Source organism: Streptomyces sp. NBC_00459, from assembly GCF_036013955.1.
GTDB lineage: Bacteria > Actinomycetota > Actinomycetes > Streptomycetales > Streptomycetaceae > Streptomyces.
This window is the reverse complement of record NZ_CP107903.1, coordinates 4,944,044-4,970,413: the sequence shown is the minus strand read 5'-3', so window position 1 is coordinate 4,970,413 and position 26,370 is coordinate 4,944,044. Positions and strand designations below refer to the sequence as shown.

At 67.5% G+C, this 26,370-nt stretch carries 21 protein-coding genes; 14 read left to right on the top strand and 7 right to left on the bottom strand.

Annotated features, from left to right (window positions below; translation table 11 throughout):
• Positions 1 to 450 precede the first annotated feature (450 nt).
• Positions 451 to 1,788, top strand: a complete 1,338-nt coding sequence (locus OHN74_RS21730; protein WP_327696227.1) for an MATE family efflux transporter — start codon at positions 451 to 453, stop codon at positions 1,786 to 1,788.
• Positions 1,789 to 2,030: 242 nt separating this feature from the next.
• Here OHN74_RS21730 and rplI read toward each other — a convergent pair whose 3' ends face one another.
• The 4 genes from rplI to rpsF all read right to left on the bottom strand — a co-directional run bounded on the left by rplI (position 2,031) and on the right by rpsF (position 3,767).
• Positions 2,031 to 2,477 (bottom strand): 50S ribosomal protein L9, encoded by a 447-nt coding sequence (gene rplI, locus OHN74_RS21725; RefSeq protein WP_006381650.1) that lies wholly within the window; start codon positions 2,475 to 2,477, stop codon positions 2,031 to 2,033.
• A gap of 18 nt (positions 2,478 to 2,495) precedes the next feature.
• Complete coding sequence (gene rpsR, locus OHN74_RS21720; protein WP_006381652.1) at positions 2,496 to 2,732, bottom strand: 30S ribosomal protein S18; 237 nt, start codon at positions 2,730 to 2,732, stop codon at positions 2,496 to 2,498.
• Positions 2,733 to 2,790: 58 nt separating this feature from the next.
• Positions 2,791 to 3,396 carry a single-stranded DNA-binding protein gene (locus OHN74_RS21715; RefSeq protein ID WP_327696226.1) on the bottom strand — a complete coding sequence of 202 codons (606 nt, stop codon included), beginning with the start codon at positions 3,394 to 3,396 and terminating at the stop codon, positions 2,791 to 2,793.
• An 80-nt stretch (positions 3,397 to 3,476) separates the two neighbouring features.
• On the bottom strand, positions 3,477 to 3,767 hold the full coding sequence (gene rpsF, locus OHN74_RS21710; protein WP_146481131.1) for a 30S ribosomal protein S6: 291 nt from the start codon (positions 3,765 to 3,767) through the stop codon (positions 3,477 to 3,479).
• A 263-nt stretch (positions 3,768 to 4,030) separates the two neighbouring features.
• Between rpsF and OHN74_RS21705 the strand changes: the two genes are divergently transcribed.
• The 3 genes from OHN74_RS21705 to OHN74_RS21695 all read left to right on the top strand — a co-directional run bounded on the left by OHN74_RS21705 (position 4,031) and on the right by OHN74_RS21695 (position 6,716).
• Positions 4,031 to 4,345: a hypothetical protein gene (locus OHN74_RS21705; protein ID WP_105970260.1), complete on the top strand. Its 315-nt coding sequence runs from the start codon at positions 4,031 to 4,033 to the stop codon at positions 4,343 to 4,345.
• A gap of 151 nt (positions 4,346 to 4,496) precedes the next feature.
• Positions 4,497 to 5,618, top strand: coding sequence for a peptidoglycan bridge formation glycyltransferase FemX (femX, locus tag OHN74_RS21700; RefSeq protein ID WP_327696225.1), 1,122 nt, complete (start codon positions 4,497 to 4,499; stop codon positions 5,616 to 5,618).
• 66 nt (positions 5,619 to 5,684) lie between these two features.
• Positions 5,685 to 6,716, top strand: coding sequence for an alanine racemase (locus OHN74_RS21695; protein WP_327696223.1), 1,032 nt, complete (start codon positions 5,685 to 5,687; stop codon positions 6,714 to 6,716).
• An 82-nt stretch (positions 6,717 to 6,798) separates the two neighbouring features.
• On the opposite strand, the gene OHN74_RS21690 is transcribed toward OHN74_RS21695, so the two are convergent.
• Positions 6,799 to 8,307, bottom strand: a complete 1,509-nt coding sequence (locus OHN74_RS21690) for a glycosyltransferase family 87 protein (protein WP_327696222.1) — start codon at positions 8,305 to 8,307, stop codon at positions 6,799 to 6,801.
• A gap of 148 nt (positions 8,308 to 8,455) precedes the next feature.
• Complete coding sequence (locus OHN74_RS21685) at positions 8,456 to 11,161, bottom strand: transglycosylase domain-containing protein (protein ID WP_327696221.1); 2,706 nt, start codon at positions 11,159 to 11,161, stop codon at positions 8,456 to 8,458.
• 384 nt (positions 11,162 to 11,545) lie between these two features.
• On the opposite strand from OHN74_RS21685, the gene OHN74_RS21680 reads away from it, so the two are divergent.
• The 4 genes from OHN74_RS21680 (at position 11,546) to OHN74_RS21665 (ending at position 15,292) form a co-directional block, all read left to right on the top strand.
• Positions 11,546 to 12,232, top strand: coding sequence for a PadR family transcriptional regulator (locus OHN74_RS21680; RefSeq protein WP_327696220.1), 687 nt, complete (start codon positions 11,546 to 11,548; stop codon positions 12,230 to 12,232).
• 42 nt (positions 12,233 to 12,274) lie between these two features.
• Positions 12,275 to 13,357, top strand: coding sequence for an inositol-3-phosphate synthase (locus OHN74_RS21675; RefSeq protein ID WP_327696218.1), 1,083 nt, complete (start codon positions 12,275 to 12,277; stop codon positions 13,355 to 13,357).
• 106 nt (positions 13,358 to 13,463) lie between these two features.
• Complete coding sequence (locus OHN74_RS21670; RefSeq protein ID WP_327696217.1) at positions 13,464 to 14,726, top strand: MFS transporter; 1,263 nt, start codon at positions 13,464 to 13,466, stop codon at positions 14,724 to 14,726.
• 116 nt (positions 14,727 to 14,842) lie between these two features.
• A complete protein-coding gene (locus OHN74_RS21665; protein WP_327696216.1) occupies positions 14,843 to 15,292 on the top strand; it encodes an LppU/SCO3897 family protein in 450 nt (149 codons plus the stop codon).
• 105 nt (positions 15,293 to 15,397) lie between these two features.
• On the opposite strand, the gene OHN74_RS21660 is transcribed toward OHN74_RS21665, so the two are convergent.
• Positions 15,398 to 16,840 (bottom strand): CCA tRNA nucleotidyltransferase, encoded by a 1,443-nt coding sequence (locus OHN74_RS21660; RefSeq protein WP_327696215.1) that lies wholly within the window; start codon positions 16,838 to 16,840, stop codon positions 15,398 to 15,400.
• Positions 16,841 to 17,059: 219 nt separating this feature from the next.
• Between OHN74_RS21660 and OHN74_RS21655 the strand changes: the two genes are divergently transcribed.
• The 6 genes from OHN74_RS21655 to trxB all read left to right on the top strand — a co-directional run bounded on the left by OHN74_RS21655 (position 17,060) and on the right by trxB (position 26,366).
• The gene (locus OHN74_RS21655; protein ID WP_327696214.1) at positions 17,060 to 19,435 is read left to right on the top strand and encodes a DUF6049 family protein; all 2,376 of its coding nucleotides are present in this window, start codon (positions 17,060 to 17,062) and stop codon (positions 19,433 to 19,435) included.
• Between the two features lie 47 nt (positions 19,436 to 19,482).
• Entirely contained in the window at positions 19,483 to 21,744 is a 2,262-nt protein-coding gene (gene murJ / locus OHN74_RS21650; RefSeq protein WP_327696213.1) for a murein biosynthesis integral membrane protein MurJ, read from the top strand.
• Positions 21,745 to 21,862: 118 nt separating this feature from the next.
• On the top strand, positions 21,863 to 23,581 hold the full coding sequence (locus tag OHN74_RS21645) for a protein kinase family protein (protein ID WP_327696212.1): 1,719 nt from the start codon (positions 21,863 to 21,865) through the stop codon (positions 23,579 to 23,581).
• A 25-nt stretch (positions 23,582 to 23,606) separates the two neighbouring features.
• A complete protein-coding gene (sigM, locus tag OHN74_RS21640) occupies positions 23,607 to 24,317 on the top strand; it encodes an RNA polymerase sigma factor SigM (RefSeq protein WP_327696210.1) in 711 nt (236 codons plus the stop codon).
• Positions 24,314 to 25,222 (top strand): anti-sigma factor family protein, encoded by a 909-nt coding sequence (locus OHN74_RS21635; protein ID WP_327696209.1) that lies wholly within the window; start codon positions 24,314 to 24,316, stop codon positions 25,220 to 25,222. Before sigM ends, OHN74_RS21635 begins: the two co-directional genes overlap by 4 nt.
• A gap of 172 nt (positions 25,223 to 25,394) precedes the next feature.
• Entirely contained in the window at positions 25,395 to 26,366 is a 972-nt protein-coding gene (gene trxB / locus OHN74_RS21630) for a thioredoxin-disulfide reductase (protein ID WP_327696208.1), read from the top strand.
• The last annotated feature ends 4 nt before the right edge of the window (positions 26,367 to 26,370 follow it).

Below are 26,370 nucleotides of genomic sequence, written 5' to 3'. Positions count from 1 at the left end.
TCCTCCCGTCCGCCGAGCGGACCTCGCCGTGCCCCTCTTTTCTACGGCACGGCACTGACAAATAAGACGCCCAACTCCGGTTCCGGCGCGTCGGTTTTGTGACGTTTCCGAGGCTGGGAGAAGGAGCGGGCGCCGCACCACCGTAGGCCCGTCTGCACCGTCAGCCAATCTGGTTATCCACAGGCCATGTGGACGACGGCCCTGATGCTGTGGAGAACTCCGCAAAACCTGTGCACGACCCGGTGGACAGCCCTGTGAACAAGCTTTCGCGACTTGGGTTACATGGCTTCTGACCAGCACGTTTCCCATCCACCGGCTGTGCAGAAGAAAAACTTTCCACATATGGCCAAGATCTCCACGAGCGGCACACCGCGACGCACGCCCCAAGAGGAGAGGTAATAGTCACAACGGCATTGCATCTCTTACCTGTGGAAGATTAGATTGGTGGTCATGACACAGGCTCCCGCCGAACCCAGGACGACCCGGCGCCGGCACGATCGAGAGATCGTCGCACTGGCTGTCCCTGCCTTCGGCGCACTCATCGCCGAGCCCCTCTTCGTCATGGCCGACAGCGCGATCATCGGCCACCTCGGCACAGCACAACTCGCCGGACTGGGCATCGCGTCCGTCCTGCTCACCACGGCGGTCAGTGTCTTCGTCTTCCTCGCGTACGCCACCACGGCCGCCGTCGCCCGACGTGTCGGCGCGGGCGATCTCCAGGCCGCAGTCCGCCAGGGTGTGGACGGCATCTGGCTCGCCCTGCTGCTCGGAGCCGCGGTCATCGCCGTCGTCCTGCCCTCGGCACCCGCGCTCGTGGACCTCTTCGGCGCCTCGAACACCGCCGCCTCGTACGCGACCACCTATCTGCGGATCTCGGCATTCGGTATACCGGCCATGCTGGTCGTCCTCGCCTCCACCGGCGTTCTGCGCGGCCTCCAGGACACCAGAACCCCGCTGTACGTCGCCATCGCGGGATTCGTCGCCAACGCCGCCCTGAACGCGGGCCTCGTCTATGGCGCAGACCTCGGCATCGCGGGTTCCGCCTGGGGCACCGTCATCGCCCAGTGGGGCATGGCGGCGGCCTATCTCACGGTCGTCGTCCGCGGCGCACACAAGCACTGTGTCTCACTGCGCCCCGACACCGCAGGGATACGGGCCTCCGCCCAGGCGGGCGCGCCGCTTCTCGTGCGTACCCTCTCCCTGCGGGCAATCCTCATGATCGCCACGGCCGTTGCAGCACGACTCGGGGACGCGGACGTCGCCGCACACCAGATCATCCTGTCCCTGTGGAGCCTGCTCGCCTTCGCGCTCGACGCGATCGCCATCGCCGGGCAGGCCATCATCGGGCGCTACCTCGGCGCGAACGACACCAGGGGCGCCCGCGAAGCCTGCCGTCGTATGGTCGAGTGGGGCATCGCCACCGGAATCGTGCTCGGCCTGCTGGTGATCGTCAGCCGCCCGTTGTTCCTGCCTCTGTTCACCAGCGACGCCATGGTCAAGGACACCGCCTTGCCGGCCCTGCTCATGGTCGCGTTGTCGCAACCGATCTGCGGAATCGTCTTCGTCCTCGACGGCGTGCTGATGGGCGCGGGCGACGGCCGCTACCTGGCCGGGGCCATGCTGATAACACTCGCCGCCTTCACACCGGTGGCCCTGCTCGTGCCAACCCTCGGTGGCGGCCTCACCGCCCTCTGGGGAGCGATGACGCTCATGATGACCGTCCGCATGCTGACTCTGTGGCTGCGAGCCCGTTCAGGCCGCTGGATGGTCACGGGCGCCACCCGCTGAAGGTACGGAGAGCGCCGAGTGCACCGTGCTGCCCTGTTCCACGTCCCCGTGTTCCACGTCCCCGTGTTTCACGTGAAACATCGACCCGGTTCCTGCCGTTTCACGTGAAACATCGGCGTGCTCAGTTCCCCGCGCAACCAGGGCACCGCGTCGTTGCCACGCCACAGCCCACGAATCGGCTCACGCAGAAGGGCCGCACCCCGGAGGATGCGGCCCTACAACTGCTTCAGCGAGTGCCTCGCTCAGGCAGCGACGACCTCGATGTTGACCTTGGCGGCAACCTCGGGGTGCAGACGCACGGACGTCTCGTGGGCGCCGAGCGTCTTGATCGGCGAGCCCAGCTCGATGCGGCGCTTGTCGACCTCGGGGCCACCGGAAGCCTTGATCGCCGTGGCGATGTCGGCCGGAGTGACGGAACCGAAGAGACGACCGGCGTCGCCGGAGCGGACGGCCAGACGGACCTTGACGCCTTCGAGGCGGGCCTTGATGTCGTTGGCCTGCTCGATGGTCTGGATCTCGTGGATCTTGCGAGCACGACGAATCTGCTCGACGTCCTTCTCGCCACCCTTGGTCCAACGGATAGCGAAGTTCCGCGGGATCAGGTAGTTGCGAGCGTAGCCGTCCTTGACGTCGACGACGTCGCCCGCGGCACCGAGACCGGATACCTCGTGGGTGAGGATGATCTTCATTAGTCGGTCACCCTTCCCTTATCGCGCAGTGGAGGTGTAGGGCAGCAGCGCCATCTCACGGCTGTTCTTGACAGCCGTGGCGACGTCACGCTGGTGCTGCGTGCAGTTGCCGGTCACGCGGCGGGCACGGATCTTGCCGCGGTCGGAAATGAACTTCCGCAGCATGTTCGTGTCCTTGTAGTCCACGTACTGGACCTTGTCCTTGCAGAAAGCGCAGACCTTCTTCTTAGGCTTGCGCACAGGCGGCTTCGCCATGGTGTTTCTCCTGTGTGATCAAGAAGTGTGGGTACGGCCCACCCCTCGGCCCGAAGGCCTAGAAGGGGGGCTCGTCCGAGTAGCCGCCGCCGGAGCCGCCGGAGTTTCCACCCCAGCCGCCGCCACCAGCACCGCCGCCACCCTGGTTGCCACCAGCGGGAGCGCCCGTTGCCCAGGGGTCGTCAGCCGGAGCGCTGCCGCCCTGCGGAGCGCCGCCGGAGTTTCCACCCCAGCCACCGCCCTGCTGGCCGCCACCTCCACCGCCGCTGCCACCGCTGTAACCGCCCTGGCCACCTCGGCCGGCGGCCTTGGTGACCTTGGCGGTGGCGCTGCGCAGGCTGGCACCGACCTCGTCGACGTCCAGCTCGTAGACCGTGCGCTTCTCGCCCTGCGTGGTCTCGTAGGACCGCTGCTTCAGCCGGCCCTGCACGATGACGCGCATGCCTCGCTGGAGCGACTCGGCCACGTTCTCAGCCGCCTGGCGCCAGACCGAGCAGGTGAGGAACAGGCTTTCGCCGTCCTTCCACTCGTTGGTCTGCCGGTCGAAGGTGCGGGGGGTGGACGCGACACGGAACTTCGCGACCGCCGCACCGGAGGGGGTGAAGCGCAGCTCGGGGTCGTCGACAAGATTGCCGACGACCGTGATGACGGTCTCGCCTGCCATAGGGGAACCTCTCGGCGGGTTTGCTGCTGGCTGCTTTTGGTGCTGCTACTCGAATTCCCGGGACCGGCTGAGCGGGAGGCTCAGTGGGTCTCGGGGCGGAGGACCTTGGTCCGGAGGACCGACTCGTTCAGGTTCATCTGGCGGTCGAGCTCCTTGACGACCGCAGGCTCGGCCTGCAGGTCGATGACCGAGTAGATGCCCTCGGGCTTCTTCTTGATCTCGTACGAGAGACGACGACGGCCCCAGGTGTCGACCTTCTCGACCTTTCCGTTGCCCTCACGGACGACGGAGAGGAAGTTCTCGATCAGAGGGGCGACAGCGCGCTCCTCCAGCTCGGGGTCGAGGATGACCATCACTTCGTAGTGACGCATGTGGAACCCACCTCCTTTGGACTCAGCGGCCACGGTCGTTCCGTGGCAGGAGGGTTGTTATGCGTACGCAACGGTATCGGCAGCCACTGACAGTCGGAGGTATCCGAAGGGATTCCTCGTCACGGCATGGGCAGACACCGGTGCAGACGGTACAGAGTACCCGTCCTGCGCTTCCGGTTGAAATCAGGGCCGGGTGACCGTCAATCTGTACACATCGGGTGTGTATGGCGCTACGATGCGCCGCCTTCCGCAGGAGGTGCCACATGGCACAGGCATTGCGACCCAACACCGCCGGATCTCTCTTCGCCACCGACGGCAAACCCCATCCGCTCCAGGACAGCCTGCTCGCTGTGACACTGGTGCTCGGAGTCACGGCCTTCGTCACGGCGATGTTCCACAGCCTGCATCTGCTCAGCTCCTGGACCGGCCTGGTGGGGATCCTCACCGGCGCGTACGGGCAGTTCGTCTCGGAGACGACCCGCGAACGCTTCGGGCTGATCCTGGGCCTCGGTGCCGCAGCGGTCGGCTTCTTCCTCGGCATGGCGCACGGCGGCCTCTTCGGCGGCGTGATCGGCTGACGCGGACCACCGCCCTGTGCCCCGGCCGAGGTAAGGCCGGGGCACAGGTGCCATACGGCCAGTCGAGGCGCTCGCAGGGCGCAGTAGGCTTCGGCGCGAGAGCCGGAGCCCTTGTACCCATGGGGACACACCAGCCCGAGGAGCGCCCCGAATGAGCCTGACCCTGAGGACGATCAGCCGAGAGCAGCATCTGGAGTACATCCAGAGCCTGCCGTCGGCGAGCCACATGCAGGTTCCGGCCTGGGCAGATGTCAAGGCGGAGTGGCGCTCCGAGAACCTCGGGTGGTTCGACGATCGGACGGGCGAGATCGTCGGCGCCGGTCTCGTGCTGTACCGCCAGCTGCCCAAGATCAAGCGGTATCTCGCCTATCTGCCCGAGGGCCCGGTCATCAACTGGTTCGCGCCGAATCTCGACGACTGGATCCAGCCGATGCTGGCCCATCTCAAGCAGCAGGGCGCCTTCTCCGTGAAGATGGGCCCGCCGGTGATCATCCGGCGCTGGGAGGCCACGTCCATCAAGGCCGGCATCCAGAGCCCGGACGTGAAGCGGCTGCGTGACATCGAGGCCGACTTCATCGAGCCGCGCGCTTTCGAGGTCGCCGACAAGCTGCGTCGTATGGGCTGGCAGCAGGGCGAGGACGGCGGGGCCGGCTTCGGCGACGTACAGCCTCGCTACGTCTATCAGGTGCCGCTCGCGAACCGTTCGCTGGAAGAGGTCCACCAGAACTTCAACCAGCTGTGGCGCCGCAACATCAAGAAGGCCGAGAAGTCCGGTGTCGAGGTCGTCCAGGGCGGCTACCACGACCTGGAGGAGTGGCAGCGCCTGTACGAGATCACAGCGGTGCGCGACCACTTCCGTCCCCGCCCCCTGTCGTACTTCCAGCGCATGTGGACGGCCCTCAACACCGAGGACCCCAACCGCATGCGGCTCTACTTCGCCCGCCACAACGGAGTGAACCTGTCGGCCGCGACGATGCTGATCGTCGGCGGGCACGTCTGGTACTCGTACGGTGCCTCGGACAACATCGGGCGTGAGTTCCGCCCCTCGAACGCCATGCAGTGGCGGATGCTGCGCGACGCCTACGCACTGGGCGCCACCGCCTATGACCTGCGCGGCATCTCCGACTCGCTCGACGAGACGGACCACCTCTTCGGTCTGATCCAGTTCAAGGTCGGCACGGGTGGGCAGGCTGCCGAGTACCTCGGCGAGTGGGACTTCCCGCTCAACAAGCTGCTCCACAAGGCGCTCGACATCTACATGTCACGCCGCTGATGTACCGGTTTTCCCGTTCGCACCTCTGATTCACCACAACCACGAGGAAGGTTCCAGGTCCCGGCCATGGCGCTCACGCTCTACGTCGACACCGCGCGCTGGCGTGCGCACCACAAGCACGTGTCCGAGCAGTTCCCGGGGCTCGTCCCGGTCTGCAAGGGCAACGGCTACGGCTTCGGGCACGAGCGGCTGGCCGAGGAGGCCACGCGACTGGGCTCGGACATCCTGGCCGTCGGAACGACGTACGAGGCCGCGCGGACCAAGGACTGGTTCAGCGGTGACCTGCTGGTGCTGACACCCTTCAGACGGGGCGAGGAGCCGGTACCGCTGCCCGATCGCGTCATCCGCTCGGTGTCGTCTGTGGACGGGGTCCACGGCCTCGTCGGCGCCCGGGTCGTCATCGAGGTCATGTCCTCCATGAAGCGTCACGGGGTGACCGAGCAGGAGCTGCCCCAACTGCACGCCGCCATAGAGGACGTACGCCTCGAAGGCTTCGCGATCCACCTGCCCCTGGACCGCACCGACGGCTCGGACGCCGTGGAGGAGGTCATCGGCTGGATGGACCGGCTGCGCGCGGCCCGGCTGCCCCTGCATACCATGTTCGTCAGCCATCTCAAGGCCGAGGACCTCGCGCGACTTCAGCAGCAGTTCCCGCAGACCCGCTTCCGCGCCCGTATCGGCACGCGGCTGTGGCTGGGGGACCACGACGCCACGGAGTACCGCGGCGCGGTCCTGGACGTCACCCACGTGGCCAAGGGCGACCGCTTCGGCTACCGGCAGCAGAAGGCGGCTTCGGACGGCTATCTGGTGGTCGTGGCGGGCGGTACGTCGCACGGGGTTGGCCTGGAGGCCCCCAAGGCGCTGCACGGCGTCATGCCGCGCGCCAAGGGAGTCGCCCGCGCGGGCCTCGCCACGGTCAACCGGAATCTCGCCCCGTTCGTCTGGGCCGGCAAGCAGCGCTGGTTCGCCGAGCCGCCGCACATGCAGGTCTCGATCCTCTTCGTGCCCTCGGACGCCCCGGAGCCGAAGGTCGGCGAGGAGCTGGTGGCCCATCTGCGGCACACCACGACACAGTTCGACCGGATCGTCGACCGCTGACCTACATGCCGCAGATTGCCTGAAAGGCCGTACACGGACTCCGTGTACGGCCTTTCACGTGGCACCTCCGAGGCTTGTTCGCTCAGAGCGAACGGTCCTCGCCCTCCCGCGCCTGCTGGCTGCCCCACTCCACCTGCGGTCCGTCGAATTGAGCGGCGTGCCGCGGCGGATGGGCCGCAGGGCCGAGTACGAAGACGTCCTGGGCACCGTCGAGCACACCCCCTGACGGATCGTCGTCGCCCGCCCTGCGCACCACGTCCCGTTCCGGCATCAGGATGTCCCTGACGATCACGGCGCACAGGTACAGCGTGCCCACCAGGTGGACGCCGATGACGAACTGGTAGCCCTCGGTGGGCAGGCCCTTGTGTGCGTCACCGCTGGTCGTGTAGGCGAGGTACATCCAGATACCCAGGAAGTACGCGACCTCGCACGCCTGCCAGATCAGGAAGTCCCGCCATTTCGGGCGGGCCAGTACGGCAAGGGGGACCAGCCACAGGACGTACTGGGGTGAGTAGACCTTGTTGGTGATGATGAACGCCGCGACGATCAGGAAGACCAGCTGGGCGAAACGCGGACGCCGCGGGGCGGTCAGCGCGAGTGCCGCGATGCCCGCAGCCGCGAGCAGCATCAGGAGCATCGCGAACCTGTTCACGGTTTCGGTGGTGAGCGGGTTGTCCGAGTGCTGGGCGAGGATCAGCCAGAAGGAACCGAAGTCGACACCGCGTTCCTGGCTGAACCTGTAGAACTTCGACCAGCCGTCGAAGGCGAAGACCATCACCGGAAGGTTGACCGCGACCCAGGCGACGACAGCACCTCCCAGCGCCTTCCCGAACGGCCGCCACTTGCCGGCGCGCCAGCACAGCAGGAACAGAGGCCCGAGCAGCAGGAAGGGATAGAGCTTGGCGGCCGTGGCGAGCCCCAGCAGGACACCGAAGGCGAGTGACCGGCCACGAGACCACATCAGCATCGCGGCGGCCGTCAGAGCGACCGCCAGCAGGTCCCAGTTGATGGTGGCGGTGAGCGCGAAGGCAGGCGCCAGCGCGACCAGCAGACCGTCCCAGGGACGCCGTGCGTGCGTGCGCGACACGCATACGACGATGATCGCCGCGCAGACCATCAGCATTCCGGCGTTGACGAACCAGTACCACTGCTCCTGGTGCTGGATGGTCCCGCTGCCGGGCGTGAGCCAGGCGGCCACCTCCATGAACACGCCGGTCAGCACCGGGTATTCGAGGTACTCCATGTCGCCGGAGATCTTGTCGAAATACGGCACGAGTCCGTCGGCGAATCCGCGGCCCTGATAGAGGTGCGGAATGTCGGAGTAGCAGGCGTGCGTGTACTGCGTACTGGCCCCGAAGAACCAGCCCCCGTTGTAGCAGGGGGCCTTCTGGACAAGGCCGAGGGCGAACATGCCGATCGCCACGAGCGCGACCACTCGTACCGGAGTCCACCAGGACGCCCCCAGCAGGGCACGCCGTCCGATGGGGCCGCCGATCAGCTCACTGCCGGCTACGGCGATCTCGTCGTCCCTGGTCGGCCGTACCGGGTCCGGCTCGCGCACGCTCGCTTGCGTCGTCTCTGCACTGGGCATGGGCACATCCTGCCGTACACACCTAGGAACACGCCGAGGGCCGCCGCACCTGGTCGGTGCGACGGCCCCATGTTTCACGTGAAACAGCATGAATCAGATGTTTCACGTGAAACACCCACGCCGGGCGCTGCTCCGGCCAACCTCTCGGTCAGCCGAAGATGCCTCCACTGTTGCCCCCGTTGCCGTTCGCGTTGCCGTTGCTTTCGTCGTCGCTCTCAGTGGGTGTTGGACTGGATGTCGTTCCGCCGTCGGTAGAGCCTTCGTCCGTCCCGCCCGTATCGGTCCCTCCGGTGTCCTGACAGGTGACATCGAAGGTGCCGCAGGTCTCGCTCGCCGAGGGCGAGGGGGAGGGCTCGACCTCTTCCTCGGTGGGCGTCGGGCTCGGCGTCGGCGTCGCTTCCTCCGACTCGGTGACAGAAGGCGTCGGGCTCGGCAGCGGGTCCTCGTCGACGACCTCGCCGTAGGGCTCGGGAGTCGGGAAGTTCTTCACCGGCGCGCCCTTGAGTGCCTGTTCCATGTAGTCGTGCCAGATCTCGGCCGGGAACGAGGCACCGTGGATCTTCTCCTGGCCACCCGTGCCGTACATCTCCAGGAACTCGCGGTTCTTCTTGGTCTCGTCGTCGTCCATCCGGAACATGCTGATCGCGGTGGACAGCTGCGGGGTGTAGCCGACGAACCAGGCCGACTTGTTGCCGTCGGTGGTACCGGTCTTGCCGGCCACATCACGACCGGGCAGCTGGGCCGCCGTGCCCGTTCCGTCGTCGACCACGGTCTTGAGGACGTCGGTGACGTTGTCGGCGACCTGAGCGGTGAACACCTGCTTGGCCTTGGCGATCTTCTCGTGCTCGAAGATCGTGCCGTCCTTGCTGGTGACGGTCTCGACCGAGTACGGGGTGTTCTGCTTACCGCTGGCCGCGAAGGTCGCGTAGGCACCGGCCATGCGGATCGCGCTCGGGCTGGAGGTACCGATCGAGAACGACGGGAAGTCAGCACTCGCGAGGCTGCTGTCGAGGATGCCCGCGTCGGTGGCGGACTCCCTGACCTTGTCCAGGCCGACATCCATGCCGAGCTGAACGTAGGCGGAGTTGGCGGAGACCCGCATCGCCTCGCGCAGGTCGATCCGGTAGCTGGGCGCGTTGTACGACTCGTCGCCGTCGTTGCGCTGCAGCCACTCCTTGTCGTCCTTGTCCTTCCAGATCGTGTTGTCGTAGTTCTCGATCTTGAGCTTGTTCTTGCCGCTGTAGATGCTGTCCGGGGAGACCTGGGTCCGCTCGTCCTGTGCCTGTGTGGCCTCCAGATCCGGATCCCGCACGCCCCACTTCATCGCGGCGGCGAGGACGAACGTCTTGAACGTCGAACCCACCTGGGCGCCCGTCGTGTCGGCGTTGTTGGTGAAGTGCTTGGTCGCGTCCACACCGCCGTAGGAGGCCCTGATCGCACCCGTCGTCGGGTCGACGGAGGCCCCGCCGAACTGGACGTACTTGTCGGTGTCCGGCCGCTTCTTCTCGTCGATGTTCGCCTTCTGGACCTTGGTGACCGCCTTCTCCAACGCCTGGACCTTCTTCTTGTCGAAGGTCGTGTAGATCGAGTAGCCGCCCTGCTGCAGTTGGTCGGCGGTGATCCCGGTCTTGTCGGTGTTGTTGATGAGGTAGCCCTTGGCGAGGTCTACGAGATAACCGACCTGGCCGCTCAGCGCGGTGTTGGAACGCGGGTTCTGGATCTTCGGGAAGGTCGTGATCTGGGCGCGATCGGCTGCGGTCATCCGCCCGTCCTTGACCTCCTCGTCGAGGATCCACTTCCACCGATTCACGGCCCGCTTGCGGTTGAGCTCAGGCTTGGCGTTCACGGGGTCGACGCTCACGTTGCCGGCCGGGTCGTAGTACGTGGCGCCCTTCAGTACCGCGGCCAGGAAGGCGCACTGGCTGGCGTCCAGATCCTTGGCGTTCTTGTTGAAGTACGAGCGGGCCGCTGCCTGCAGACCGTAGGAGTCACGGCCGTAGTAGGCGGTGTTCAGGTAACCGGCCATGATCTCCCGCTTGTCGACATTGGTGCCGACCTTGATGGAGATGAACAGTTCCTTGAACTTTCGCGTGAGCGTCTGCGACTGGTCGTCCAGGCGGGCGTTCTTCACGTACTGCTGGGTGATCGTCGAACCACCCTGCGTCTGACCGCCCTTGGCCATGTTGAACAGCGCTCGGGCGATACCCATCGGGTCGACGCCGCTGTCGGTCTCGAACGTCTTGTTCTCCGCCGACATCACGGCGTACCGCATCGCCGGGGGAATCTGCTCGTAGCCGATGATCTGGCGGTTCGTCTCACCACCGGTCGCCACCATCTGGCTGCCGTCGGCCCAGTAGTAGACGTTGTTCTGGGCATTGGCGGCCTTCGCGACATCCGGTACGCCCACCAGGGCGTAGCCGATGCCGGCCACCGCCACCAGGCTGCCGACGAAGCCGATGAACAGTCCCGTCACCTGCCGCCACGACGGCATCCAGCGCGCCGCTCCGTACTTGCCCGCGCGTGGGTAGTCGATGAAGCGCTTCTTGGGCGGAGGGCCGGCCGCGCGGCCTCTGCCGCGCCCGGGCCCGTTCTGGCCGGTGGGCCCTCTGCGGCGCCCGCCGGTACTTCTCTGCGAGGCGCGCCGGGATTCGGCGCGGCCTCCGGACGGGCGCTCTTCACCTTCCGCTCCGTAGGGACCCAACCCGTAGGAACCCGATCCGTAGGAGTCGGAAGGAGACTCGGTTGCGCCTCGCGGTGCCGCGCGGCGGCCGGAGGACGGGCCGGACTGGCCGCGTCGGGCCGCGGCACGTCCGCCTCCCTGCGGCTGCGGCGGTTTGCGACGGTGCTCGCTCATCGAACGATTACTCCTTGGGCAGGCGCACCCGTGCGCGCCTGGAAACGGCGGCTGGTTTCCGGTCCCCCCAAAGTACGGATGCGGCCGTGTTCGCATTCATCCGTACCGCACCAAGCACGACGACGTCCCCAAACGTCACTCGGTTCCCGGTGGACTGCATGGCGCACAGACTACGCACCGTCAAAACCCGCCTAGGCCCGAAGTTCACCCCAAAACAGGCAACTTGCTTCCTACGAATCGGTGATGTGATCCCGTTCACGACCTCCCCTCTTGTCGCATCCGCAGGGCCGATCTATCGTCTAGATGTATCGAGTCGATACATCAGCTCGGCATAAACAGTGCCGGGGACCGTCACGGTGGGACCGTGGGAGAAAGGAGGCGACGATGAGCCGGCGTGCCGGGATCCTCGAGTTCGCCGTCCTCGGCCTGCTCCGCGAGTCACCGATGCACGGCTATGAGCTGCGCAAACGACTCAATACGTCACTGGGTGTGTTCCGCGCCTTCAGCTACGGCACGCTGTACCCCTGCCTCAAGACGCTGGTCGCGAGCGGCTGGTTGATCGAGGAGTCCGGGGGTGCGCCTGACGATGCGCTCGCCGCTCCGCTCACGGGGCGTCGCGCCAAAATCGTCTACCGGTTGACGGCGGAAGGTAAGGAGCGCTTCGAGGAGCTGCTCTCGCAGACGGGCCCGGACGCGTACGAGGACGAACACTTCGCCGCTCGATTCGCCTTCTTCGGGCAGACGTCCCGCGATGTACGCATGCGCGTGCTCGAGGGCCGCCGCGGTCGGCTGGAGGAGCGTCTGGAGAAAATGGGCGCCTCTCTGGCACGTACGCGGGAGCGCCTCGACGACTACACCCTTGAGCTCCAGCGCCACGGAATGGAGTCCGTGGAGCGCGAAGTGCGCTGGCTGAACGAGCTCATCGAGAGCGAGCGGGCCGGGCGGGACCTCAAAGGTCCCGTTTCCGGGGAACCCGACTCGCAGGACACCACATCTGGAGCGCCGGGCGGCCTGCCCCGGTCCCGGGAGGACGACTCCCGGACCGGTCCGTCCGACGACACCGCCACGTGAGGGCCGCTCAGGTCCTCACTCGTACACACAGGGAGCAACCGAATGGGTTCCATTCGCGTAGCCGTCGTCGGCGTGGGCAACTGCGCCGCGTCGCTGGTACAGGGAGTCGAGTACTACAAGGACGCCGACCCGGCGGCCAGGGTCCCGGGCCTCATGCACGTGCAGTTCGGGGAGTACCACGTCCGTGACGTGGAGTTCGTCGCCGCGTTCGACGTCGACGCGAAGAAGGTCGGTCTCGACCTCGCGGATGCCATCGGTGCCTCCGAGAACAACACCATCAAGATCTGCGACGTCCCCTCCACAGGTGTGACGGTCCAGCGCGGCCACACCCTCGACGGGCTCGGCAAGTACTACCGCGAGACCATCGAGGAGTCCGACCAGGACCCGGTCGACGTCATCCAGGTCCTCAAGGACAAGCAGGTCGACGTCCTCGTCTGCTACCTGCCCGTGGGTTCCGAGGCCGCGGCGAAGTTCTACGCCCAGTGCGCCATCGACGCCAAGGTCGCCTTCGTCAACGCCCTCCCCGTCTTCATCGCCGGCACCAAGGAGTGGGCGGACAAGTTCACCGAGGCGGGCGTCCCGATCGTCGGCGACGACATCAAGTCGCAGGTCGGCGCCACGATCACGCATCGCGTGATGGCGAAGCTCTTCGAGGACCGGGGCGTGGTCCTGGACCGCACGATGCAGCTGAACGTCGGCGGCAACATGGACTTCAAGAACATGCTCGAGCGCGAACGCCTGGAGTCCAAGAAGATCTCCAAGACGCAGGCCGTCACCTCCCAGATCCGCGACCGCGAGCTGGGCGCCGACAACGTCCACATCGGCCCGTCGGACTACGTGGCCTGGCTCGACGACCGCAAGTGGGCGTACGTCCGTCTGGAGGGCCGCGCGTTCGGCGACGTCCCGCTGAACCTTGAGTACAAGCTGGAGGTCTGGGACTCCCCGAACTCCGCCGGCGTCATCATCGACGCCGTGCGCGCCGCGAAGATCGCCAAGGACCGCGGCATCGGCGGCCCGATCCTCTCCGCGTCGAGCTACTTCATGAAGTCCCCGCCGGTCCAGTACTTCGACGACGAGGCACGGGAGAACGTCGAGAAGTTCATCAAGGGCGAAGTCGAGCGCTGAGAGGAGTCCAGCGCCGATCGAGCCCCAACAGGCTTGTCGCTCCTGCCCGTCGAGGGTCCCCGGGTCATCCGCCCGGGGACCCTCCTCGTATGTGAGGCTGTGCCCCATGGCTGTCGTGCGTGACCTGCGGGTACTCCTGCGCCTGAGGAACTTCCGGCGGCTGCTCGCCGTACGACTGCTCTCCCAGGGCGCCGACGGCGTCTATCAGGTCGCACTCGCCGCGTACGTCGTCTTCTCACCGGAGAAGCAGACCTCACCGGCCGCGATCGCCTCCGCGATGGCGGTTCTGCTCCTGCCGTACTCCCTCGTCGGCCCTTTCGCGGGCGTCCTGCTGGACCGCTGGCGACGCCGACAGGTCTTCCTGTACGGCAACCTGCTGCGCGCCCTGCTGGCATGCCTGACGGCCGTCCTGATGCTGAGCCATGTCCCCGACTGGCTCTTCTACGTCTCCGCCCTCTGCGTCACCGCCGTCAACCGCTTCGTCCTGGCCGGACTCTCGGCGTCCCTGCCGCGCGTGGTCGACGCCGACCGCCTGGTGATCGCCAACTCGCTCTCACCGACAGCCGGCACGCTCGCTGCCACGGCGGGCGGCGGACTCGCCTTCGTCGTACGAATCGCCGCCTCCGACTCCGATGCCGCGGTGGTCCTCCTGGGCGCGGCCCTGTACCTCTGCGCCTCACTCGCCTCCCTCCGACTCGACCGGGAACTGCTCGGCCCCGAGCCCGAGTTGGTGCAACCCCGGTTGGGGGCGGCGCTCACCGGCACCGCACGCGGCCTGGCGGCAGGCGTACGGCACCTTGCCGCACCCGGGCGTCGGGAGGCAGCCTGGTCGCTGGCCGCGATGACGCTGATGCGGTTCTGCTACGGCGCCCTGACGGTCATGGTCCTGATGCTCTGCCGGTACGCCTGGTCGGACGGCTCCGACGACGGGCTGGCCATGCTGGGCCTCGCGGTGGGGATCTCCGGGGCGGGCTTCTTCGTCGCGGCAGTGCTGACACCGGCGGCAGCCGGACGGCTCGGTCCCGGCGGCTGGATCACGGTGTGCGCCGGAGCGGCGGCGGTCCTGGTACCGGGTCTCGGCCTGGCGTTCACCGAAGTGCCCGTGCTGATCGCCGCGTTCGTCCTCGGCCTCGTCACACAGGGCTCGAAGATCGCCACGGACACGATCGTCCAGTCCTCGGTCGACGACGGCTTCCGCGGCCGGATCTTCTCCGTCTACGACGTCCTGTTCAACGTCGCCTTCGTCGGCGCGGCCGGAGTGGCGGCCCTGATACTGCCCTCCGACGGACGATCGGTGCCCCTCTTGGTCACGATCGCCGTTATCTACGGGGCAATTGCTGTGACTATGGCCCGCTTTGAACGTCGGTAAGTGTCACATGAAGGCCACAGAGACCTCCTGAGGTTCAGAGTTGTCAGTGGGTCCCGGTAATTTACGTGCGTCTTACTTCACGCCAAGCGCGCCCATACCCAAGGGGGACCCCCGAAATGACCACTCCGCCACAGGACCAGAACCCGAACACCCCTGCGCCCGCCGAGCCGACGGCGCCCCAGCAGCCGTACCCTCCGCACCAGGGTGCCCCGTTCCAGGGAGCTCCGGTCCCGCCGCCCGCGCCGGCCAACCGCTTCGGCAAGAAGCTGCTGCGCATAGGCGTGTTCATCGTCATCGCGATAGCCATCGCCGGCGGCAAGTGGTACTTCGGCCAGAGCGACGCGGAGACGACGTCCGTGGGCGCCTGCATGCACAACGACGGTACGGACACGGCCGCCGACCTCAACGAAGTCGACTGCACCTCCAGCGACGCCGAGTACAAGGTTGTCCAGAAGTTCGACAACACCAGCGACTCCGGCAAGTGCGAGGCCGTCACGGAGTCGACGATCGCCTACATCCAGTCGGGCGGCAACCACGACGTCGTCCTCTGCCTCAAGGAAGCCTGAGTCAGACGCAGCACACATGCACAGCGGGCGGTGTTTCACGTGAAACACCGCCCGCTGTGCGTTCCGGCGCGATGTTTCACGTGAAACATCGCGCCGTTTCACGCCTCATCCCTGCTCGGCCCACCACTCCTTGAGCGCCGCCACCGCCGACTCCCGCTCCATCGGCCCGTTCTCCAGCCGCAGTTCCAGCAGGAACTTGTACGCCTGCCCGATCGCCGGACCGGGCCTGACGCCCAGGATCTCCATGATCTGGTTGCCGTCGAGGTCGGGACGGATCGAGTCCAGCTCCTCCTGCTCCTGGAGCTGGGCGATGCGCTCCTCCAGGCCGTCGTACGCACGCGAAAGTGCCATGGCCCTGCGCTTGTTCCGCGTGGTGCAGTCCGAGCGGGTCAGCTTGTGAAGGCGGTCGAGGAGAGGTCCGCCGTCCCGGACGTAGCGTCGGACCGCCGAGTCCGTCCACTCTCCGGTGCCGTACCCGTGGAAGCGCAGGTGGAGTTCTACAAGACGCGAGACATCCTTCACCAGCTCGTTGGAGTACTTGAGCGCCGTCATCCGCTTCTTGGTCATCTTCGCCCCGACCATCTCGTGGTGGTGGAACGAGACCCGCCCGTCCTCCTCGAAACGGCGCGTGCGCGGCTTGCCGATGTCGTGCAGCAGCGCGGCAAGCCGGAGAACGAGGTCGGGACCGTCCTGCTCCAGCTCGATCGCCTGCTCCAGGACGATCAGCGAGTGCTCGTAGACGTCCTTGTGCCGGTGGTGCTCGTCGCGCTCCAGGCGCAGGGCCGGCAACTCGGGCAGTACGTGATCGGCGAGGCCGGTGTCCACCAGCAGCGTCAGGCCCTTGCGCGGGTGCGGCGACAGGATCAGCTTGTTCAGCTCGTCCCTTACACGCTCCGCCGAGACGATCTCGATACGGCCGGCCATGTCGGTCATGGCGGTGACGACCTCGGGTGCCACCTCGAAATCGAGCTGGGCGGCGAACCGCGCGGCCCGCATCATCCGCAGCGGGTCGTCCGAGAAGGAGTCCTCGGGCGTGCCCGGCGTGCGCAGCACCCGCCGAGCCAGGTCCTCACGTCCGCCGTGGGGATCGATGAACACCTTCTCCGGCAGTGCCACGGCCATCGCGTTCACCGTGAAGTCGCGCCGGACGAGGTCCTCCTCGATGGAGTCGCCGTACGACACCTCGGGCTTGCGCGAGGTCCTGTCGTACGCCTCCGACCGATAGGTCGTCACCTCGATCTGGAAGCCGTCCTTCTGCGCCCCGACCGTCCCGAAGGCGATCCCGACCTCCCACACGGCGTCCGCCCAGGGCCGGACGATCTTCAGTACGTCCTCGGGACGGGCGTCGGTCGTGAAGTCCAGGTCGTTGCCGAGCCGGTTCAGCAGCGCGTCCCGGACAGAGCCGCCGACCAGGGCGAGCGCGAACCCGGCCTCCTGGAAACGGCGGGCGAGGTCGTCGGCGACCGGGGCCACCCGCAGCAGCTCACTCACCGCGTGGTGCTGCACCTGGCTCAGGGCACTGGCATTGTCTTCGTTGGCGTTCGGCACAACAGAAAAGGGTACGTGGCCCGGACTGCGTACCGCGCCTCCATAAAACGTCCACGCACCGGACCGGGGACTCCTCCACCAATACACGCACATAGGGGACAGCCCGAAGGTGTTCCACGATCTTGTGGACCAGTCCGCGGCACTTCCCCTCAGCGCGCATCGTTACCATGCGTGGACGCACATTCCGACGACCACTGACGACGAGGGACGGGCGAACGCGTGGCCGAGGCGGCAGACTTCCCGGGGCTGACTCCCTCTCTCGCGCGCCGGTGGTTCCGGCGAGCCGGAGTGCTGCTCACGGGGGCGCCCCTACTGGCCGGTCTGCTCCAACTACCCGCCGGACAGCCCGCGTATGCCGCGGGGTCCGATCCGGTTGTCGTCTCCATCGATTCGTTCACCCCCAGCGCCCCCACGGACGGGGACACGGTCACCGTGTCCGGCACGGTGACCAACAAGGGCAAGCGGGCGGTCACGGACGCCCATGTGGACCTGCGCGTGGGACAACTGCTGACCACCCGCTCAGCGATCGACGACGTCGCCGCGCGCACCGACTACGTACCCGGCGTCGACGGGACGGAGGTCGGCGGCAAGTACGTCGAGAAGTTCTCGAAACTCACTCCGGGCGTCGCCCAGCCGTTCACCATCGCCGTTCCGGTCGACAAGCTGGACCTCGGCCAGGACGGTGTCTACGAGCTGGGCGTCTCGCTGTCCGGCGAGACCTCGGCGGAGCCGTACGAGCAGGTACTGGGAATCAAGCGGACGTTCCTGCCGTGGCAGCCCACAGAGGCGGACACCAGGACGCGGACGACTTATCTGTGGCCGCTGATCTCCACGGTCCACATGACGGCGGAGACCGGCCCCGGCGAGCAGCAGACGCCCGTCTTCCTCAACGACGACCTCGCCGCGGAGATCTCCCCGGGCGGACGCCTTGAGCAGATGCTCTCCCTGGGCAAGGAACTCGACGTCACCTGGGTGATCGACCCCGACCTGCTGGCCTCCGTCGACGCGATGGCCGGCGGCTACGGCATCCAGAGCGCCGACGACACCAGTACGCCCGGCACCGGTCAGGCGGTCGCGAAGCAGTGGCTCGCCCAACTCCAGGACGCGGTCGAGGGCAAGGAAGTCGTCGCCCTCCCCTTCGGCGACCCCGACCTCGCCTCCATCGCGCACAACGGCAAGAACGTCACCGGCACTCTGAGCCATCTCAAGAGCGCCGCGGACGTTGTCACCGACACCGTGACGACGATCCTCCACGTCACGCCGAGCACCGACTTCGCATGGCCGGTGAACGGTGCCGTCGATCCGTCGATCGTCAAGATCGCCACCTCGGCGGGCGCCGACAAGGTGATCGCGCGAAGCGACAGCCTGAAGGAGACCGGCGACCTGCCGTACACGCCCTCCGCAGCCCGCCCCATCGGCGGCGGCACCACGGCGGTGGTCGCGGACACACGGCTGTCCACGGCCTTCCAGGGCGATATGACGAGTGCTGGCAGCTCCACGCTCGCGGTGCAGAAGTTCCTCGCCACGAGCCTGACGACCACCCTCCAGACCGACAAGCAGCGCACTGTCGTCGTCGCCCCGCAGCGCATGCCGTCCGCGAGCCAGGCCCAGACGATGGAGAAGGCGATCACCGCCCTCCAGGAATCGACCTGGTCCCAGCCGCAGGAGCTCACGGAGACCGCCGACACCAAGCCGGATCCGGGCGCCACCACCAAGGTGCCCTCGGCGTCCTCGTACCCGGCCACACTGCGCAGGCAGCAGTTGCCGCAGTCGGCCTTCGCCCAGATCGCGACCACGCAGGACAAGCTCGACAACTTCAAGGTCATCCTTACCGACGAGACCCGCGTGGAGACCCCCTTCGGGCGGGCCATCAACCGCGAGATGGCCACGTCCTGGCGCGGCCGGTCCGGCGCTGCGGTCAGTTTCCGCAGGAGTGTGGAGTCACACCTCAACGATCTGACCAACCAGGTGAAGCTGATCAAGAAGTCCGAGACAAAGCTTTCCGGCGGCAGCGCCACCATCCCGGTCACCGTCCAGAACAACCTCGTCCAGCCCGTCGACAACCTCGTACTGCGGGTCACTTCGTCGAACCCGACCCGGCTCAAGATCGGTGACGGCAACTACCAGGAGCGGCAGATCGCGGTCTCGGGCGGGCACAGCCAGTCGGTGAAGTTCACCACGTCGTCCAACGCCAACGGCCCGATCACCGTGATCGCCCAGCTGTACACGAAGGACGGCCAGAAGTACGGCCCTGCTGTCTCCTTCGACGTGCGGGTCACCGAGTTCACGGCCATGGCGATGCTGGTCATCGGCGGCGGCTTCCTGCTGCTCGTACTCGCCGGCCTGCGCATGTACACGCAGCGCAAGCGCGCCGCGGCCCGGCGCGCCGAGGAGCCCGGCAACGAGCTCCAGAACGAGGCCGCGGACGAGAACGCCGACCCCGACGAGAACCACGACGGTGACGAGAACCGTCCTCAGGGGGAGTCGGACGCAGCGGTGCGGGCAGACGCCCCGGAGCAGCCGAGTGACCCGACTCCGAACACCGCACCGGAAAGCGCCGACCCGTCCGGGACGGGTGAGAGAGTGGACCGTTGAGCGATGTCGTGGCCGGTGGGCCCGGTGAACGATGAGGTGGGGTATCCATGAACGCGCCGTACGACGGTGACCGCGGTCAGGGCGCGGGCGACTCGGGCCATCCCGAGGGTCCGCCGCCCGAGGACGGCCAGGTGCCGGCGCAGTCCCCCGCGGACATGTACCTCCAGGACGCGTACACCCAGGACCCGTACCGGGCCCAGGATCTCTCCGCCCAGGACCCGGTGGCCGAGGCGCTCTACGACCGCGCCGCGCACCCTCCGCCGCCCCCCGGGACGTACCAGCCACAGCCCCCGCTCTACGGACAGCCCGCCCAGGCGCCGTACGCCCCCGACCCGAGCGTGTGGGCCCAGACCCCGGCCCCCGAGCCGGACGGAGCCACGCAGTACCTGCCCTACGGCGACGACGCCCGCACCACCCAGTACGTGGGCGTCGACGCCCTGGTCTCCCAGGCCGGAGAACAACGGCACGAGCCTGACGCCTTCGCGCACCTCTTCCGGGACCAGCAGCAGGGCGGCGGGCAGGGGCCCGTCGAGCCTCCGGCGGTACCCGGCCCGTCCCCCTCACCCGCCCCGGGCCGCGGCCCTGTCCCGAGAGCCCAGGTCCCGGCGGCCGACGCCACGATGCAGCTCACCCCCCAATCAGCCCCCGCGGCGGCACCTGCGGCCCCCAAGAAGGGCGGTCGGGCCTCGGGCCTGCTGAAGTCGAGCGCCGTCATGGCGGCGGGCACGATGGTCTCCCGCCTCACCGGCTTCGTCCGCTCGGCGCTGATCGTGTCGGCCCTCGGCCTCGGCATGCTGGGCGACTCGTTCCAGGTCGCCTACCAACTGCCCACCATGATCTACATCCTGACCGTGGGCGGCGGCCTCAACTCCGTCTTCGTCCCGCAGCTCGTGCGCGCCATGAAGGAGGACGAGGACGGCGGAGAGGCATTCGCCAACCGCCTGCTGACCCTCGTCATGGTGGCCCTCGGCGTGCTCACCGCGCTCGCGGTGTTCGCGGCGCCCCTGCTGGTCCGCGCCCTGTCGGTGGAGATCGCCGACGATCCTGCGGCCAACGAGGTCGCCGTCACCTTCACCCGCTACTTCCTGCCCACGATCTTCTTCATGGGCATCCACGTCGTGATGGGGCAGATCCTCAACGCGCGCGGGAAGTTCGGCGCGATGATGTGGACGCCGGTCCTGAACAACGTCGTCATCATCGTGACCCTCGGCATGTTCATCTGGGTGTACGGCAGCGCGGCGGACTCCGGCATGGAGGTCACCACCATCCCGCCGGAGGGCCAGCGGCTCCTCGGCATCGGCGTGCTGCTCGGCCTCGTCGTCCAGGCACTCGCGATGATCCCGTATCTGCGCGAGGCCGGTTTCAGGATGCGGCTGCGCTTCGACTGGAGGGGCCACGGTCTCGGCAAGGCCGCGATGCTCGCCAAGTGGACGATCCTGTTCGTCCTCGCCAACCAGGCGGGCGCCCTCGTCGTCACCCAGCTGGCCACCGCCGCCACCGGCGAGAACCCGAAGGTCAAGGGCACCGGCTTCGCTGCCTACGCCAACGCCCAGCTCGTCTGGGGCCTGCCACAGGCCATCATCACGGTCTCCCTGATGGCCGCCCTGCTGCCACGGCTGGCCCGCTCTGCCCACGAGGGAGACAGCGGAGCGGTCCGGGACGACATCTCCCAGGGCCTGCGCACCACAGCCGTCGCGATCGTGCCCATCGCCTTCGGCTTCGTGGCTCTCGGCATCCCGATGTGCACCCTCATCTTCGGCTCCTCGGGCACCACCGGGGCCACCAACATGGGCTTCATGCTGATGGCCTTCGCCCTCGGCCTGATCCCCTACTCCGTGCAGTACGTCGTCCTGCGCGCCTTCTACGCGTACGAGGACACCCGCACGCCCTTCTACAACACGGTGATCGTCGCCGCTGTCAACGCGACGGCCTCCGCCCTCTGCTTTTTCGTGCTCCCGGCCCGCTGGGCCGTGGTCGGCATGGCCGCCTCGTACGGCCTCGCGTACGCGATCGGCGTCGGCGTCGCCTGGAACCGGCTGCGCAAGCGCCTCGGCGGCGACCTCGACGGCACCCGTGTCCTGCGGACATACGCCCGGCTGGGCATCGCCTCGGTACCGGCCGCGCTCCTCAGCGGCGCCGCCTGCTACGGCATCGGCCACACTCTGGGCCAGGGTGTCGGCGGCTCCTTCGCCTCCCTTCTCGGCGGCGGTGCCGTCCTGCTCGTCGTCTTCTACGTCGCCGCCCGCAGGATGCGCATTGAAGAGCTGAACTCACTGGTGGGTATGGTGCGCGGGCGACTGGGGCGGTGAGTCGAGGGGAACCGCACAACCATCGTCCGCCACCGCGTGTCGTGCAGAGTGGCGGACTGTGGGCACAATTGGGTTTGGCGTCGGAGAGCTCGTAATGGATGGGGAGGCAGGAGCGACGGTGGCGGAACGGAGCACGGCTGCCGTCGACGTGGCAGGCAACAGCGGCGACGAGCCGTTGACCGCGCAGGCGGACGAGTCCACGGCCGACGGCGTGGCCCAGAACCGGGAGCGGGACACGGACAACGACGAGGCACAGGGGAGCGGCGGGACCGAGAGTCCCGGAAAGGCCTCACCGCCCGAACTGCACAGCGGTCACAAACTCGCCAGGCGCTACCGCCTGGAGGAGTGCGTCACCCGTCTGGACGGATTCAGCAGCTGGCGCGCGGTCGACGAGAAGCTTCGTCGCGCCGTCGGCGTGCACATCCTGCCCGCGGACCACTCAAGGGCGCGTTCCGTGCTGGCCGCGGCCCGCTCCTCGGCGCTGCTGGGCGACCCCCGCTTCGTGCAGGTCCTCGACGCCGTCGAGGAGAACGATCTCGTGTACGTCGTCCACGAGTGGCTGCCCGACGCGACGGAGCTGACCGCACTCCTGGCCGCCGGCCCTCTGGAGGCGCACGACGCGTACCAGATGGTCAGCCAGATCGCCTCTGCCATGGCGGCCGCCCACCGAGAAGGCCTCGCGCATCTGCGTCTGACCCCGGGCACCATCCTTCGGAGTTCGTCCGGCCAGTGGCGTGTGCGTGGCCTCGCGGTCAACGCCGCTCTGCGCGGCATCACTTCGGACACCCCGCAGCGCACCGACACGGAGGCGATCGGCGCCCTGCTGTACGCCTCGCTGACCCAGCGCTGGCCGTACGAGAACGACGCGTACGGTCTGTCCGGGCTGCCCAAGGGTGTCGGTCTCATCGCGCCCGACCAGGTACGGGCCGGAGTCCACCGCGGCCTGTCGGAACTCGCGATGCGCGCACTCGCCAACGACGGCGCCACCGCCTCACGCCACGAGTCCGCGTGCACGACGCCCGAGGAACTGGTCAAGGCGATCGGGGAGATGCCCCGCATCCGCCCGCCGGAGCCGGTGTTCACTGCCCCGCCGGACTACCAGCGCACGACGTACCAGCAGGGCTCGTACGGCCGTCAGGCGCCCCGCCCGGGCCTCACACAGCCCCTGCCCACCCCACCGCCCCCGCTGCAGAGCCGCACGGGCAAGGCACTGAAGTGGGCCGTGTCGGCGCTGCTGATCGCCGCGCTGGGTCTGGGGAGCTGGCAGCTGGCGGATGCGCTCATCGAGCGTGCCGGCTCCGACGACACCCCCCAGACGCAGACACCGGACGACAACGACAAGAACACCGACAAGGCCAAGCCGGTCACCACCCTGAAGATCCAGGGCGCCGAGGAGTACGTCGCCAAGGGCAGCGCCCAACACCCGGCAGATGTCGGCAAGACGTACGACAGCAACAGCTCTACGTACTGGCGGACCGCGAGCTACAAAGACGGTCCGGACATGAACCCGGCGTACAAACCCGGCGTAGGCATCGTCTACGACTTCGGTTCGGCTCAGGAGGTATCGGCAGCCTCGATAGGGCTCCTTTTCGGTGGGGACCACACGACGGTCACGCTGTACGCGACAGATTCAACGAGTTCGTCGGTCCCTCTGACCTCGATGACGAAGCTCGGTACGGTGACGACGACAGACACCACCGCGAAGGTGAAGGTCGCCAAGCCGAGGAAGAGCCAGTACGTGCTGGTCTGGTTCACCGCCCTTCCGTACGCAGCCGGTGACTCGTTCAGTGGCTCCGGCTACAAGCAGGCCATAACGGACCTGAAGTTCACCGGCTGACGATTCACCGAGGAGAAGGGGTTTCATGGCGGAAGGCGCCGCGTTCGACGGAGTGAGCGATCAGGACCTCCTCGCCCGCCATGTCGACGGTGACCCCGACGCCTTCGGTGAGATCGTGCGTCGGCATCGTGACCGGCTCTGGGCGGTGGCCCTGCGGACCCTGGGGGACCGCGAGGAAGCCGCTGACGCCGTCCAGGACGCCCTCGTATCCGCCTACCGGGCCGCCCATACCTTCCGGGGCCAGTCGGCCGTCACGACCTGGCTGCACCGCATCACGGTGAACGCCTGCCTGGACCGCGCCCGCAAGGCCGCCTCCCGCAAGACCTCGCCGGTCGACGACACCGAACGGCTGGAGCAACTGCTCGAACCGCACGAGTCGGCCTCGGCACCGGCCGAGCGCAACGATCTGCACCGCCAGCTCATCGAAGCGCTCGGCACTCTCCCGCCCGACCAGCGCGCCGCCCTCGTCCTGGTGGACATGCAGGGCTACCCGGTCGCGGAGGCAGCCCGTGTACTCGATGTGCCCACCGGGACGGTGAAGAGCCGCTGCGCCCGAGGCAGAGCCAGACTGCTGCCGCTCCTCACTCATCTCCGGCCGGAAAAAACCGGTGACTGCAAGGAATCGAGTGACGGACGGAACCGGGCGGAGGGGACATCCGTCCCACCCGCAGCGGGACCAAAGGATGCAGGGCCAAGCGATTCAGCTGCTGTGAAGGGCGGAGGTGGGCGAGCGTGACATCCACGACCGACACAGCTGGACACCCGGACGTCACGGAAATCTCCGACCTCACCGAAGGCCTGCTCACACCGTCCCGGACCACGGACGTACAACGCCATCTGGACGAGTGTGTTCTCTGCGCCGACGTGTACGCCTCTCTGGAGGAGATCCGCGGACTCCTCGGCTCTGTGCCGAACCCTGTGCACATGCCGGACGACGTCGTCGGCCGTATCGACGCCGCCCTCGCCGCCGAGGTCCCACTGAACACCCCCGTGTCGGTCGGCGCTGCCGGTGCCGTGTCCGGCGAGACCGAGGGCACGCATGTTTCACGTGAAACATCGCCCCCGAGCGAACGGCTCACTGACCGTCCCACGGGACACGCTCACGCGGCCACCGGGCCGGGTCGGAAAGACCGCGCACGACTCGGACGGCGCCGCAGCATTGTCCTGGGCACAGTCTTCACGGCTGCCGCCCTGGGACTCGGCTCGCTGCTGGTGTCTTCCCTGGGCGATGACACCAAGCAGTCCGAGGCTGTGAGCACGTTCGCCGGACAGAAGGTCGAGAACCAGGTCGCCGAACTTCTCAAGGGCCAGGACCTTGAGAAGGACACCCGCAGCGGAGTGCCATCGGTCGGCGTCCAGATCAACCCCGATGACACGACGACCGGCGAGAACGAGGGCACCGTCAAGATCAAACCGACGCCCGCCCCCGCCTGCGTCATCAAGGGCATCGGACGCGGCAACACGCGCGTCCTCGGCATCAAGCAGGGCTCCTACGACGGCACCGACGCCTATCTCGTCGTGCTGCCCGCAGCGGGCGACGACACCCGCGTCACCGCCTACGTCGTCGACTCGGCCTGTACGAAGCAGCCGTCGGCCCCTCCGGGCGAGGTTCTGCTGACGCACTCCTACGCGCGTTCCTGAGCGCGGACGCGTCGCCTTCACCCTCCACCATGGCATCCCCTACCGAGTGGCGCCCTTGTGTGCCCGGACACAGCGGGAATGCGGGCCCCGTAGGATCCGTTGGGTGGGGTGAGAGTTCTGAGAGAGGCTCCCACCGGTCGTACGAAGCCGTCCAGAAACGAGGAAACACGCCGTGAGCGACGTCCGAAACGTGATCATCATCGGCTCAGGGCCCGCCGGCTACACGGCGGCGCTCTATACCGCACGCGCGTCGCTGAAGCCGCTGGTCTTCGAGGGCGCCGTGACGGCCGGTGGTGCGCTCATGAACACCACCGAGGTGGAGAACTTCCCCGGCTTCCAGGACGGCATCATGGGCCCCGAGCTCATGGACAACATGCGTGCCCAGTCCGAGCGCTTCGGTGCCGAGCTCGTTGCGGACGACATCATCGCCGTAGACCTGACGGGTGACATCAAGACCGTCACAGACACCGCGGGCGTCGTGCACAAGGCGAAGGCAATCATCGTCGCCACCGGCTCGCAGCACCGCAAGCTCGGCCTGCCGAACGAGGACGCCCTGTCCGGTCGTGGCGTCTCGTGGTGCGCGACCTGCGACGGCTTCTTCTTCAAGGACCAGGACATCGCCGTGATCGGTGGTGGCGACACCGCGATGGAGGAGGCGACCTTCCTCTCCCGCTTCGCGAAGTCGGTGACCATCGTCCATCGCCGGGACACGCTGCGCGCCTCGAAGGCGATGCAGGAGCGGGCCTTCGCGGACCCGAAGATCCGCTTCGTCTGGGACAGCGAGGTCGCCGAGATCCAGGGCGACCCGAAGCTCGCCGGGCTGAAGCTGCGCAACCTCAAGACCGGCGAACTGTCCGACCTGGCGGTGACAGGCCTGTTCATCGCGATCGGCCACGACCCGCGTACCGAACTCTTCAAGGGGCAGCTGGACCTCGACGAAGAGGGTTATCTGAAGGTTGCCGCACCCTCGACGCGGACCAACCTCAGCGGGGTCTTCGGCGCCGGTGACGTGGTCGACCACACCTACCGCCAGGCGATCACCGCGTCCGGCACCGGCTGCGCCTCCGCTCTGGACGCCGAGCGCTTCCTCGCCGCTCTGGCGGACAACGAGCAGCAGGCCGAGCCCGAGAAGACCTCTGTCTGACCCC